Below are 13,836 nucleotides of genomic sequence, written 5' to 3' on the forward strand. Positions count from 1 at the left end.
CACCGGTGTTCTTCCTGATATCTACGCATTTCACCGCTACACCAGGAATTCCGCTTTCCTCTTCCGTACTCAAGATTAGTAGTATCAAATGCCGGTCCCCGGTTGAGCCGGGGGGTTTCACACCTGACTGACTAATCCGCCTAGACGCCCTTTACGCCCAGTAAATCCGAACAACGCTTGCTCCCCCCGTCTTACCGCGGCTGCTGGCACGGAGTTAGCCGGAGCTTCTTCTGCAAGTACCGTCTTGCACTGGATGATATTAGCACCCGTACATTCTTCCTTGCTGAAAGGGCTTTACGATCCGAAGACCTTCATCACCCACGCGGCGTCGCTCCATCAGGGTTTCCCCCATTGTGGAAGCCTCTCGACTGCTGCCTCCCGTAGGAGTCTGGACCGTGTCTCAGTTCCAGTGTGGCCGGACACCCGCTAAGGCCGGCTACCCATCATAGCCTTGGTGGGCCGTTACCTCACCAACTAGCTAATGGGACGCGGGACCATCCAAAGGCGACAGCTTGTAAACAGAGGCCGCCTTTGATCGACCGTCCATGTGGACAATCGACCGTATTCGGTATTAGCACCTCGTTAGAAGTGTTATCCCCAACCTCAGGGTAGGTTTCCCACGCGTTACTCACCCGTTTGCCACTTTACGGAACCCCGAAGGGTCCCTTCACGTTCGACTTGCATGCCTAATCCACGCCGCCAGCGTTCGTTCTGAGCCAGGATCAAACTCTCCATATGATTCTTATAATTTTCATATGAGAACCTGACCTTTTGGGTCAATTAACTGTCTACTCATTCCAGAGCTTACGCTCCTTCTGAGAGGACCTGCTGACTTATATGAGTCTACGCACGTTATTCACTTTTCAAAGAACACTGTATAGCCTCCGAACTTTTTCGGAAGCATACTTTGTACCCCATCGCTTTTTTCGCTCAGGGATATCAATTATACTCAATCAGTTTTATAAAATCAAGTAATTTTTAATCTTTTCTGAATTCTTTTTTACTGAAAGCATCGTAAAATTACCTTGTATCTTTGCTTACCCGATTTTTTCGACAAGATTTATAATATAACTTCTCTATCATGAGAATGTCAATAATTATTTTTAACATCCGGTAATGTGTCGTTCCCGGATGAAATGCACTGCCCGGCGTAACCGTGCAACCACCCGTTCCTTTCCGACAAGAACGAGCAGCTCGAAAAGTCCCGGACCATTAGTGACCCCGGTAACCGCCAGGCGGGTTGAATGTATCAGTTTCCCCGGATTGAGATCAAGTTTTTCCGCAAGTTCACGCACCGAATCCTCGGCGGCTTTTTCAGTGAAAACACCGCGCGCCTCGAAACGGTCGGCAAGGGTATCAAGAAAGTCCGCTGCCTCCCGGTTTCCGAAGTATTTCTCCACCCCTTTTACCTCATACGATTCCGGTTCCCTGAAAAAATAAACGCTCTGACTGGCGAAATCCGGAAGAATCCGGCACCGTTCTTTCAGGAGATGGATGATCTTGAGCAGGTACTCGCGCTCCTTCTTACGGCCGCCCGGGGGAACGAATCCTTCCCGGATGAAGTAGGGCATGGCCAGAATCAGAATCTCTTCCGCGGGCAGTTCATTCAGGTACAGGCCGTTCAGCCATTCGAGTTTTTTGATGTCGAACACCCCGCTCTTTTTGGCGATTCCATCTATGGAAAAGGCCTGAACGAGTTCCTCAACGCTCATTTTCTCACGGTCATCCCCCGGATTCCATCCAAGCAGCGCAAGAAAATTCACCAGCGCGGGCGCAAGGAAACCCATGTTTCGGTATTCCATGACCGAAGCAGCGCCATGACGTTTGGACAGCTTTTTCTTGTCCGGCCCCAGAACCTGGGGAAGGTGGGCAAACCGGGGAATTTCATGCCCCAAAGCCTTCATGAGCATAATCTGCTTGGGGGTGTTCGAAATATGATCGTCTCCCCGCATGACCAGGGTGATTTCCATGTCTGCATCGTCGACCGCCACCCCGAGAAGATACACCGGGCTGCCGTCGGCGCGTGCGATGATGAAATCCCCGATCGTGTCGTTATTGAATGTGGTAACGCCGTGCACGAGGTCGCTGAACGAAGTCTGGCCGGGCGAAACACGGAATCGCACCGTAAAGGGACGGCCTTCCTTCATATGGCGGCCAATCTCTTCCGGCGAAAGGCAGCGGCATTTGCCGGAATACTGGAACGTCAACTCCTGCGGATTTCCGGTCCGTTCCGCCTCCAGTTCCTCCTTTGTGCAAAAACAGCGATACGCGGAACCCTCTTCGAGCAGTTTTGCTACCGCCCCGCGATACAATTCGCCTCTCTCTGACTGGCGAACCGGCTCCTCATCCCAGGCAAGACCGAGCCACTGCAGGCTGTCAAGAATTGACTCCAGGAATTTTTCGGAGGAGCGCTCGACATCGGTGTCCTCGATGCGCAAAAGGAATTTCCCGCCTGTCTTGCGGGCGTAAAGCCAGTTGAAAAGCGCCGCCCGTGCACCGCCGACATGAAGGTCGCCGGTTGGGGAGGGGGCAAAACGGAGACGTTCGGGATGGTACATACATTTCCTTACAAACTTTATTGAATTGCCGTTATTAGAAGCAAGCGCCAACTTATTGAAATAAGAGTGATAACACCTCATTGCGTGTCAGGCCGTGGTGCTCGCCAATGTCTTTTACCAGGGCGTTCAACATTCCTATTTTCAGCGGATCATTGAGTGGAATGGTGATGTGGTGAACACCCCCGTGGTCGGTTGTCAACCGAACATGGGAACCTGTCTGACGAGTAGGGGTATATCCCATATGGGAAAGAGCTCGAATCAAGTCATCCCCAGAAACGTCTCGCGGGAGTTTCACAACACCATGACCTCGTCGTGCACCTGATGCAGCCGTACGATTTTCGGGCGCTCAATTTCAGGAAAGTGACATACGACAGCATCACGCACAGCTTCGCGTAATGCGATCATGTCATCCGCCTGTGTAAAGATCGACTCGCCTACCGCGCGGGCGGTGAATCCGCCATCCGGATCTTCTTCGATGAGAAAAAGGATTTCGGTCATCAGTCTTTCTTGCCATTTTGCTGTTTCAATTCCTCCGCAGCTCTATCAACCGTCACCCGAGTGATCCGCTCATTCTCAAATTTTGTATTTCCGTAAGCAAAACTCCGTCTTTGACGTTCGGCATCAGGAGAAGAAATTTCAACATGACGCGCAGCTTCAAGCAGCTTTTTTAATTCTTCTGACATAGATACCTCCATATCTATTACAAATTGTCTTTATTGCCGGAATCCTACGATCATTCGTCTTTAAAACTATACGGATAAAATATCATCATGTATTACATTGTGGCAAGACATTTAAACAGATTCATCTCCTACTAATTTGGAGAAGAACCTCTTTTCTTGATTCTTCTCCCACTCATCCTTCAGTGTCACTGTCCGGTTGAACACGAGCCGTCCCGGCGCTGTGTCTACAGTATCCACGCAGAAATACCCCAGCCGTTCGAACTGTACCCGGCTGCCGGGAGCAGCGTTCGACAAACTCGGCTCAAGGCGGCAGCCGGTGAGTACTTCAAGGGAATGCGGAAGTTTCATAATACCAAAACCTCGTCATGCACCTGATGCAGCCGAACGATTTTCGGGCGCTCCATTTCGGGAAAGTGACATACGACAGCATCACGCACAGCTTCGCGTAATGCGGTCATGTCATCAGCCTGTGTTTAGATCGACTAGTCTACCGCGCGGGCCTGGTGTTTCTTTACCACACCCCCTGTTCCCTCTCCTAGTCATGAGAGGGGGTAACTCATTATGCGCCTTGTTCTTACCCTATCCTTTTTATGAGAGGGTGGCCTTAGGCCGGGTGAGGTTTCGACATAACTGATTTCTTTGTAACACTTTTTGCCGGATCATCTATATTCCTTCAAAGAAAAATGCATGAGATTATCCTGAAAAGCAACAGGTTATTCTTATCAGCCGCCGTCAATCTCCGGGCAAGAAAAAAGGGTTGCTGTTTCAGATAAAACTCACTGTTTCAGGGCATGTTTGTTCTTGACTAATAAAAACATAAGAATTATATTATAAAGTTCTTGAATGAATATAACGCTGTGTTCCGGTCACTGTCGGAACGATATAGACTCTATCGGGAGATTCAATCATGAAAAAGGGAATACACCCCAAATACCAGGAAATAACCATCACCTGCGGATGCGGTAACGTTGTTAAAACCTGCTCTACCGGCGGCAATATGCATGTAGAAATCTGCTCCGCCTGCCATCCGTTTTATTCCGGAAAACAGAAAATTGTGGATACCGCAGGAAGAGTGGAACGTTTCCGAAGGAAATATGGTCTCAAAGAAGAATCCGTTGATAAGTAGACTTTATTCGCTCAGGAGAATGGAGGCCTTTCCGAACGGATTGGCCTCATTTTTTTACTTGAAAGGGAGATTTTATTGAACGAAACACCGGAAACACCTGCCATAGAAAAGAAAAGCCCATTTTCGGTTTCTTATGAAGATACGGTGGATTTGAACGTGGGCGGGCAGGCGGTAATTGAAGGAGTGATGATGCGCTCTCCCCAGGTCATCGCCACAGCAGTCAGGCTTCCGGACGGAAGCATCGAGCTGAAAAAGCGCGAGTATATATCCTTTGTAAAACGCCACTCCTATCTGAATATACCGATAGTGCGGGGAGCGATAAACTTTTTTGAGATGCTGGTTATCGGCCTTGAGACACTGAACTGGTCAGCCGATATCCAGATACAATATGATGATCGTACCAACCCCAAAGGGAAAAAAGAGAACAGCGCATTCTGGAACGGAGTAATGCTCTGGGGATCGGCGCTTTTCGCGATCGCGGCGGCTATGGGCATTTTTTTCGCCCTGCCGATTTTTATCGCCACCCTGCTCGGTCTGGCCAAAGGCGCTCTGGTATTCAACCTGGTTGCCGGAAGTATACGGCTTTTTCTGTTCGTCCTCTATATTTATCTCATTTCACTGCTGCCGGACATACGGCGGGTATTTCAGTATCACGGCGCCGAGCATATGAGCATTTACGCCCTGGAAGCATCGAGCGCTCTCAATGTTGAATCGGCACGCTCACGGAGCCGTTTCCATCCAAGGTGCGGCACTTCGTTCATTTTGATTGTGGCCATCTTCAGCATTTTACTGTTCGGAATATCCGATTCGATTTTTCCCCTGGTATTCGGCCATCTGCAGAGTTATCTGGAGCGGCTGGCCACCCATCTGCTGCTTCTGCCCTTCGTCGCGGGAGGTTCATACGAACTCCTGAAACTTTCGGGGAAATTCCGGGCGAACCGTCTGGTCAAACTCATGGTGGCGCCGGGGTTGCTGCTGCAGACCATGACCACGGCGGAACCGGATGACAGCATGCTGGAAGTTGCACTTTGTGCATTGAACGCCGCCCTGCAAAGAGAGAAGTTGGTATCGTGAGCATGAATATTCTGGCTAATATAAAAAAAATATACGATCATTATACCAGGCTGGGCGAACAGCTTTCCTCTCCGGAAGTAATTGCCAATCCTCCCCTTCTCTCAAGAATAGCCAAGGAACGCGCCGACCTTGAACACAGGGTCAAGATATTCGGACGGTATGAAAAACTCCAGAGTCAGCTCGCCGAATCCCAAAGCCTTCTGGAAGAGGAAACCGATCCGGAAATGATCGGGCTTGCCCGCTCGGAGATCGAGTTTATCGAAAAAGAGATGGCGCTGCTTGAAGAAAAACTGAAAATACTGCTTCTGCCGCCCGATCCCATGGACGGAAAAAACATCATCATGGAAATACGGGCCGGAACCGGCGGGGAAGAAGCCGCTCTTTTCGCCGGCGCCCTTTACCGTATGTACACGCACTATGCCGACGCCATGGGATGGACTGTGGAGGCGCTCTCCTCCACTCCCTCGGAAAAGGGGGGGTTCAAGGAAATCATTTTCTCCGTCTCCGGCTCGAATGTATATTCACATCTCAAGTACGAGAGCGGAGTGCACCGTGTGCAACGGGTCCCGGCCACGGAATCCCAGGGCAGAATCCATACCTCTGCCTCATCGGTGGCGGTCATGCCCGAGGCAGAGGATGTGAACATCGAGATTAATTCGAACGATCTGAAAATCGATGTTTACCGGTCAAGCGGCCCCGGCGGGCAAAGTGTCAATACCACCGACTCGGCGGTGCGGGTGACCCATATCCCCACCGGGATCGTGGTTACCTGCCAGGATGAAAAGAGCCAGCTCAAGAACAAAACCAAGGCTTTGAAAGTTCTCCGCGCCCGTCTTTTGGACAGAGCCATCACCGAGCAGCAGCAGAGCCGAAGCGCCGCCCGTCGTTCCATGGTCGGCACCGGCGACCGGTCGGCAAAAATAAGGACCTATAATTTTCCCCAGAACCGGTTTACCGATCACCGCATCAACCTTACCCTTTACAAGCTTGACCGTATCATGGAAGGTGATTTGAATGATATGATCGATGCCATCCGGATCGAGGATCAGAAAAGCGCCCTGGAAGAACAGACGAAGGAGCCTTTGCACCAGTATGAAAAAAGATAAATCTTAAAGGTTTGTGAAAAAGTTGGTTTTTATTATCATTAAGATCCTGAAACGAGTTCAGGATGACGTCATGCCGAACTTGTTGCCGCTTCGCGGGAACGAACCGTTTCGGCATCTACCAATTAAACAGTTTTTTCACAAGCCTTTTGAGACGGGTGAAGGAACCGGTATATTCCTATGGCTGAAGAAACCCTGCGGGTGGTTGATCTGATCACGGCGGCTTCCAATCATCTGAAAAGCAGGGGTTTTGAAAATGCACGGCTGGAAGTGGAACGTATGCTTGGCAGTGTGCTCCGCATGAGCCGTTTGGAACTGTACCTGGTATTTGACCGTCCTCTCGGCAAAGAGGAGCGGGATACTTTCCGCGCTCTTTACCGGCGGAGGCTGGTGCATGAACCTCTCCAGTACGTGACCGGTTCGACCGAATTCCGGGAGCTCAAGGTAAAAACCGATCGCCGCGCCCTCGCGCCGCGGCCGGAGACGGAAATCCTTGTCGGTTCCGCGATAGAGTTTCTCCGGGGGAGGGAAAAGCCCCTTGTTGTAGACCTGGGAACCGGAACGGGCGTGATCGCCTTGAGCGTAGCCCGGGAAATCCCTGAAGCCTTGGTGGTGGCGGTAGACCAGTCTGATGATGCACTCCGGCTCGCTGAAGAGAATGCCTGTGCCTTGCAGTTGGAACGGTCGGTCACGCTGGTCAAAGGAGACATGCTGGATGGGATCGCCGGCCTCGGGCCTTTCGATGCGATCCTCTCCAATCCGCCCTATATCCCGTCAGGGGATATCGTTACGCTCCAGCCGGAAATCTGTCGCTATGAACCGCTGATGGCCCTGGACGGCGGAGGGGACGGCATGCGGTATCTGAGAAGCATCGCGGAGGGTGCGCACCGTCATCTGAAATCGGGGGGGCTTCTCCTCCTCGAATGCGGAGAAGACCAGGCAGACCTTGTACAGCAGATTCTGGAACATACAGGTAACTATGCATCGGTGGAAATAATAAGGGATATGGCGGGCCGGAAACGTCTGGTCAGGGCCATTCTTATATGAAGGAGAAAGATATGCGGATTTACTCTCTCTCAAAAGATGAGGAGGATTTTCTGGGTTTCGAGGATGACGGCGCTCTGGTGGATCTGACACGGGCGATTGCCTATTATGAGATTTCACGGGACAACTATTTCGGTGAACCGATTCGTGATATTGAAGAATTGATCTGGGATAATCTTTTTACAGCGGAATATGTTGGCGCGGTCATGGCTTTTGTTGACGCTCACGGATTGAAATCCGATCTGACTGTCGCCGGGGAATATGAAATAAACCCTCCGGTCAATCCGGGAAAGATCATTGCCCTGGGAAGGAATTACCATAGTCATATCCGCGAGATGGGTCATACCATCCCGGATGCGCCGGTTCTTTTCGGCAAATGGCCTTCCACCGTGATCGGCCAGGGTGCGCCGATTGTAAAGCCCGCCTGGATCGGAAGCCTGAGTTACGAGGCCGAGCTGGCATTCATCATCGGGCAGACCGCCAAAAATGTACCCGCCTCGGAGGCGATGGAATATGTGGCCGGCTATACCTGCCTGAACGATGTGACCGCGCGCGATATTCAAACAAAAGACCTGGCACGGTCGCTCCCCTGGATGCCGTCGAAGAATTTCGATACGTTTTCTCCCATGGGACCCTGTGTGCTTTTGGCGGGAGCGGAAAAAGAGCCGCCTGAATTCGGAGTGCAGAGCCGGGTGAACGGACAATTGAAACAGGATGGGAATACGCGCGATCTGATTTTCAGTATTCCTGTTATCATTGAGTATATTACAAAAATTATGACCCTGGAGCCGGGAGATGTAGTATCGACCGGAACCCCGGAAGGGGTTGGCTCCCTCGACCCGGGGGATAGAATTGAAATAACCTGTACCGGGATCGGCGTACTGTCGAATCCTGTTGTCGAGCCCTAAGAGGCTCAGCAGTTCACATGGAGGTAGTGTATGGATAGTAGAAAACAGAGAAAAATCCTTTTTCTGAATATGGCTCTTGCCGCCCTGATAATCAGTGTCATGCTGTTTATCCTTGAGGTCAGCGGAGCTGCCGGCGGTTCGATAATCAAGGATGCCGATAACGGGTATGAACTGTTCTCAAAGGTGTACAACCGGGTTCTCACCAGCTATGTGGAGCCGACCAACGCCTGGGATATGTCCAAAAACGCGGTTGACGGCATTCTCAAAAAGCTCGACCCCTATTCATCGTTTTTCGATCCCCGGGATTTCAAACAGCTTCATGATGAAACCATAGGAAAGTTCGGCGGAATCGGTATCGAGATCGGAGTGCGACGGGATTATCCCTGTGTCATGGCGTATCCGATAAAAAGGGGGCCGGCGCTTAAAGCGGGCATGCGCACCGGTGATCTGATCTGTGAGATCGAAGGCAAGAATACAAAAGGTATGGACCTCACCGATGTGGTGGGTATGCTTCGCGGAAAGGAGAATACACAGGTCCATATAAAGATCATGCGGGGGAATCATCCCATCTTTGCGCTGACACTTACAAGAGAGATTATCCCTCTTCCCAATGTTCTCTATGCCGGAATAATCCAGGATGACATCGGGTATATCAAGCTGAGCCGGTTCAACCAGGAAGCTTCAAGGGAGATGGACAAAGCCATTGCCAGACTTGACTCCGCCAAGGCAAAAGGCATTATCCTTGATATTCGGAACAACCCCGGCGGCCTTCTTACCGAAGCGCAGCAGGTTTCCAATAAATTTCTCCCAAAAAATTCGGTTATCGTGTATACGAAAGGGAGAACCCCTGACGACAGTCTCACATTCAAAGCGGAAGATTCCCCCAAAGTATTACCGAATATGCATCTGGTTGTGCTGGTAAACCAGGGAAGCGCGTCCGCCTCCGAAATCGTGGCCGGGGCGATCCAGGATCACGAACGCGGGGTGATCATCGGCGAAACAACATTCGGAAAAGGCTCTGTTCAAACTGTGTATGACGATCTGCCGGAAGGCACCGGACTGAAACTTACCACTGCTCATTACTATACACCATCCGGCCGTCTGATCCATAAAGTGCGCAAGATGGAGGAGCTTACGGCGGTTGCTTCTACAGACGAAGAGAGGGAAATGACCGACACTCTCGGAACTACCGTTTCACCCGACAGCCTGAAAAAAATAAAAACAAACAGTCCCCAATTTTATACCGATGCCAAACGTATCGTGTTCGGAGGAGGCGGCATTACCCCCGATATTATCGTCCAGGAAAAACCGGTGGGGAACATTGTCAGCCAGTTGTTCAGTCAGAGCATCTTTTTTGATTTCGCGGTGGAATACTGCGAAACCCATCCGGATCTCCAGGATACGTTCACGGTGACCGATGATCTACTGAACCAGTTCAAAGCCTACACTGACACATGTTCCGATTTCGATGCTGAACTCAATAAGCGAGTTCTCCTTTTTGAATATGTTATTCCCGGCAAAGCCAGTCTCGACAAATTCCGGAATAGTTTGAAACAGGACAATTATGACGGCGACATCTTCAAAATGATCGACAGCCTGGAAAAAGCCGTTGCTGCCAAACGCAATGAGGATTTCTTCAGCCACAAGGATACGATCAAACGCATCCTGAAGCGGGAAATCGCTTCCGCCAAATTCGGCGCTGAAGAGCGCACCATCGCCTCGAAGGACTGGGACGTTCAGCTTCAGAAAGCCATCGAGGTTCTGCACAACGAGCAGATGTACCACACCCTGCTCTCTCCGGGGATGAAAACCGGCATAAAGCATGACTGATTTGTTACGAGGCGTCATATCGCTCTACGTATCTGTATGGAATAGATGTCGAAACGAGTTCGGCATGACGTCATCCTGAACTTGTTTCAGGATCTATTTCTCCTTCATAGATATTGTCTATGCTGTTTAATTCCAGGGAGAACAAAACCTTTTCATGCCGTTGATATATATTCTGGAACTTTTACTTGCCGGAGCGGTCGCCGGTTTTGGTGCGGGATACCTCGGTATCGGCGGCGGCGCGATCCTTACTCCGGTTTGTCTTATTCTCTACCCGGCTTTGGGAGTTACCACCCCTGATCTGGTGAAAATTATCTTCGGAACCAACATGTTCCTGGTAACCGCCTTTTCCATCTCGGCGGCGCTGCGTCATCACCGGAACAGCCGGGTGGACTGGCGGACTGTCGCCATTATGAGCCCGATAGCGGTTTTTGGCTCCATAACAGGTTCCTGGGCAGCATCAGTGGCAAGTCCTGTCATGCTGAAAAAAGCCTTTGCCGTTCTCCTGATCGTATCTTCGCTGCTCATTATTTTGAAAGGCTCAACCAAACCGGCCGGTCCCCGTCAGGGCGGCCCTATCCTGTCCGGAAAATTTCTCCTGATCCTTGGATTCGTCACCGGCTTTCTGGGGAGTTTTCTCGGCATCGGCGGCGGCATAGTCATGATTCCCGCGCTCATCCTCCTGTTTGCCCTGCCGGTGGCTGTTGTGGCGGGAACTTCGAGCTCGATCATCATATTCATCGGAATCGCATCCACCCTGTCTTACATGTGGTATGGCCAGGGGATGCAGTTTACTCTGCCGGGCTGGTCAACAGGATACGTTTGGTGGTCGGCGGCGATTCCGCTCATGCTTGGCGGGATTCCCGCGGCCACTCTCGGCGCCTGCCTGAACGCCAAAACCCATTCCAGAGTGCTGCAGAGGATTTTCGGCGCTTTTCTCCTGGCGCTGGCTCTCAGGATACTGTTGAGCTGATATGTACAGAATATTTGTTGATTTCGACGGTACGGTAACCCAGGGAGATGTGGGAGACAGCATCTTCGAGCGGTTTCTGCCCCCCGAGCTGTTGAACCAGGGCTGGCACAGAGATATCATCGAGGAATGGAAAGCGGGAAGAATTTCTTCCCAGGAATGCCTTCTGAGGGAATGCGCTCGTGTAGTGGTAACCAAAGAAAAGCTGGATCTCGAGCTGGAAACCAAGACGCTGATACCGGGATTCATCCATTTTACGGATTACTGCCGCCGGAAAACCTTTCCTTTGACCATTCTGTCGGATGGACTCGATTATTATATTGAATTCATTCTCGCCAAATACGGCATCGACGAAATCCCTTACTATGCCAACCATATGTACTTCACCGAAGGCGCCCTCGGAGTGGAGTTTCCCCATGCGGGCAAGGGCTGCGGCAGATGCGGCAACTGTAAACGCTCGCATATCCAGTCCGAACGGAAAGAAGGGGAAACGGTCCTCTATATCGGAGACGGGTATTCCGACCGATACGCAGTCCGAAGTGCGGATGTCGTGTTCGCCCACCGCGGCCTGGCCGAATACTGCGACCGGACCGGCATTTCTTACATTCCTTTCAAGGACTTTTTCGGGGTTATTGATTTCCTGGAGAATGGAATTGGAAACTTTTGAGGTACAGTTTCAGCCGGACGGCCTGAGGATCAAGGCGCTTTCCGGAAAACTCCTGTCTGATGTCATGAAGGCGCTGGGCATGAAAGTCCAGATGCCCTGCGGCGGAGAGGGTACCTGCGGGAAATGCGCAGTAGAAATTCATCCCGACCCGCCCGGACCCGGACCCTCGGATCTTCTGTATCTCACCGTAGAGGAAATAAAACAGGGCATGCGGCTGGCCTGCCAGACACATGTCGACCGCCCCATGAGCGTCCTGATCTCCCCCGGCATGCGGGTTATCGGGGGGAAAATTCTGGTGGACGGCCTCGAACGCGCCTTCGATCTCGATCCTCCGGTTACCAAGACCTATACCGAGCTGCCCTTACCAACCCTTGAAGACCAGGCGGCCGACCTCTGCCGGGTCAAGAGGGCGTTGAATCTTCACGATGACCGCTGTGAATTCGACATCGATCTCTTGCGGGATCTGCATTCAATTCTCCTGAAGGCGGATTTCAAAGTGACTGCGGTGATGGCAGAAGGCCGCATAATCGGGATCGAAAGGGGCGATACGGCTTCCCGGAAATATGGCATGGCGTTCGATATCGGCACCACCACGGTAGTGGGAACTGTTATAGATCTCACCACCGGCCGTGAGCTTTCCCACGCCTCACGGCTGAATGCGCAGGTGGTTTACGGCGAAGACACCATTTCCCGCATCAAGTTCGTCATGGAAAATCATGGCGGCCGTAACGACATGACCGAAAAAATCCGTGGAGTGGTAAACGAAATCATTGCAGAGGCGGCTGAACAGGCGGGAATCGAGACCAAAGAGATATATGAGGCGGTTTTTGTGGGCAATACCACCATGTCTCACCTATTTATCGGGCTGGACCCTTCGGGGCTTTCGCAGATACCTTTTGTGCCTGTGACCGATACGGCGGTTAATCTGAGGGCGCAGGATGCGGGCATAGCCATCAGTCCCCGGGGGAACATCCATGTGCTTCCCAACATCGCAGGTTTTGTAGGGTCTGATACGGTGGGAGTGATGCTGGCCTGCGACTATCTTGAACCCGGACCGGTACAGCTTGCTGTGGATGTAGGCACGAATGGCGAACTGGCGCTTCGGCGCGACGGTGTCATGATGGTGTGCTCAACTGCCGCGGGACCGGCACTCGAGGGAGCGGCGCTTTCCTGCGGCATGCGGGCTGCGAACGGCGCCATCGAACATGTAAGATTTACGGAAAAGGGAGTCGAGTGTGAGGTCATCGGCGGCGCCGCCCCGGTTGGATTGTGCGGCTCGGGAATCATCGATCTTATGGCCGAACTCCTGGACGCCGGTATCGTGGACCATCTCGGACGTCTTCTCAGCCGTGAGGAGCTGGAGGGAAAGATTTCCCCCCCCCTGCTCGACCGTATCGTCACTGTCGATGATCAGCCGGCGTTCCTGGTAAGCGGGGCCTGCGGCAGTGATGCCGTGAGAGAGGTGCTGCTCACCCAAAAGGACATCCGGCAGATTCAGCTTGCCAAGGGTGCAATAAGCGCCGGGATCACCCTTCTTTTGCGTGAAATGTCTCTAACCGTGGAGGATATCGAAGTAATTCTCCTCGCCGGAGCATTCGGTAACAACATCCGAAAAAGGAGCGCGCAGAGAATCGGGCTTTTGCCTCCTGTGCCGGAAGACCGTATCCGGTTTGTGGGGAATGCTGCTTCCACCGGGGCGAAGATGGCGCTCCTCTCCCGCTCGACACGGAAAGATGCCGACCGAATACGGAAAAAAGCAAAGCACATCGAGTTGGCCGCACTGCCAGACTTCATGGCAGTGTTCATGGATACTATGCTGTTTCCTTGAACTCACCCCATAATCCCCTTCTACCACCCTACTTTTGCTTTGCAAAAG

Annotated in this window: 13 protein-coding genes, 1 rRNA gene and 2 pseudogenes; 9 read left to right on the top strand and 7 right to left on the bottom strand. The window is 51.9% G+C overall.

Translation table 11 applies throughout. From position 1 onward, the window contains the following. From Q8O92_11480 to Q8O92_11510, 7 genes and pseudogenes are all read right to left on the bottom strand, one after another. Positions 1–738, bottom strand: a 16S ribosomal RNA gene (locus tag Q8O92_11480); the annotation flags it as partial. Positions 739–1,103: 365 nt separating this feature from the next. Then, entirely contained in the window at positions 1,104–2,558 is a 1,455-nt protein-coding gene (gltX, locus tag Q8O92_11485; GenBank protein ID MDP2983937.1) for a glutamate--tRNA ligase, read from the bottom strand. A gap of 52 nt (positions 2,559–2,610) precedes the next feature. Then, positions 2,611–2,853 carry a type II toxin-antitoxin system HicA family toxin gene (locus Q8O92_11490; GenBank protein MDP2983938.1) on the bottom strand — a complete coding sequence of 81 codons (243 nt, stop codon included), beginning with the start codon at positions 2,851–2,853 and terminating at the stop codon, positions 2,611–2,613. After that, the gene (locus Q8O92_11495) at positions 2,850–3,056 is read right to left on the bottom strand and encodes a 2-oxoisovalerate dehydrogenase (GenBank protein ID MDP2983939.1); all 207 of its coding nucleotides are present in this window, start codon (positions 3,054–3,056) and stop codon (positions 2,850–2,852) included. Before Q8O92_11495 ends, Q8O92_11490 begins: the two co-directional genes overlap by 4 nt. Then, positions 3,056–3,241: a hypothetical protein gene (locus Q8O92_11500; protein ID MDP2983940.1), complete on the bottom strand. Its 186-nt coding sequence runs from the start codon at positions 3,239–3,241 to the stop codon at positions 3,056–3,058. Before Q8O92_11500 ends, Q8O92_11495 begins: the two co-directional genes overlap by 1 nt. A gap of 111 nt (positions 3,242–3,352) precedes the next feature. Then, positions 3,353–3,580, bottom strand: a pseudogene (locus tag Q8O92_11505) (hypothetical protein). Positions 3,581–3,585: 5 nt separating this feature from the next. Further along, a pseudogene (locus tag Q8O92_11510) lies at positions 3,586–3,759 on the bottom strand (2-oxoisovalerate dehydrogenase). A gap of 389 nt (positions 3,760–4,148) precedes the next feature. On the opposite strand from Q8O92_11510, the gene rpmE reads away from it, so the two are divergent. From rpmE to Q8O92_11555, 9 genes are all read left to right on the top strand, one after another. Continuing rightward, positions 4,149–4,367 carry a 50S ribosomal protein L31 gene (gene rpmE / locus Q8O92_11515; GenBank protein MDP2983941.1) on the top strand — a complete coding sequence of 73 codons (219 nt, stop codon included), beginning with the start codon at positions 4,149–4,151 and terminating at the stop codon, positions 4,365–4,367. Positions 4,368–4,442: 75 nt separating this feature from the next. Continuing rightward, complete coding sequence (locus Q8O92_11520; protein MDP2983942.1) at positions 4,443–5,441, top strand: DUF1385 domain-containing protein; 999 nt, start codon at positions 4,443–4,445, stop codon at positions 5,439–5,441. 8 nt (positions 5,442–5,449) lie between these two features. Then, complete coding sequence (gene prfA / locus Q8O92_11525) at positions 5,450–6,547, top strand: peptide chain release factor 1 (protein ID MDP2983943.1); 1,098 nt, start codon at positions 5,450–5,452, stop codon at positions 6,545–6,547. A gap of 177 nt (positions 6,548–6,724) precedes the next feature. Then, positions 6,725–7,591, top strand: a complete 867-nt coding sequence (gene prmC, locus Q8O92_11530) for a peptide chain release factor N(5)-glutamine methyltransferase (protein MDP2983944.1) — start codon at positions 6,725–6,727, stop codon at positions 7,589–7,591. A gap of 11 nt (positions 7,592–7,602) precedes the next feature. After that, entirely contained in the window at positions 7,603–8,496 is an 894-nt protein-coding gene (locus Q8O92_11535; GenBank protein ID MDP2983945.1) for a fumarylacetoacetate hydrolase family protein, read from the top strand. A gap of 30 nt (positions 8,497–8,526) precedes the next feature. Further along, positions 8,527–10,326: a S41 family peptidase gene (locus Q8O92_11540; protein ID MDP2983946.1), complete on the top strand. Its 1,800-nt coding sequence runs from the start codon at positions 8,527–8,529 to the stop codon at positions 10,324–10,326. A gap of 154 nt (positions 10,327–10,480) precedes the next feature. Next, positions 10,481–11,296 (top strand): sulfite exporter TauE/SafE family protein, encoded by an 816-nt coding sequence (locus tag Q8O92_11545; protein ID MDP2983947.1) that lies wholly within the window; start codon positions 10,481–10,483, stop codon positions 11,294–11,296. A gap of 1 nt (position 11,297) precedes the next feature. After that, positions 11,298–11,960 (top strand): MtnX-like HAD-IB family phosphatase, encoded by a 663-nt coding sequence (locus tag Q8O92_11550; protein MDP2983948.1) that lies wholly within the window; start codon positions 11,298–11,300, stop codon positions 11,958–11,960. Beyond that, a complete protein-coding gene (locus Q8O92_11555) occupies positions 11,947–13,788 on the top strand; it encodes an ASKHA domain-containing protein (GenBank protein ID MDP2983949.1) in 1,842 nt (613 codons plus the stop codon). Before Q8O92_11550 ends, Q8O92_11555 begins: the two co-directional genes overlap by 14 nt. The last annotated feature ends 48 nt before the right edge of the window (positions 13,789–13,836 follow it).

The organism is Candidatus Latescibacter sp., assembly GCA_030692375.1.
In the GTDB taxonomy this organism is placed as follows: domain Bacteria; phylum Latescibacterota; class Latescibacteria; order Latescibacterales; family Latescibacteraceae; genus JAUYCD01.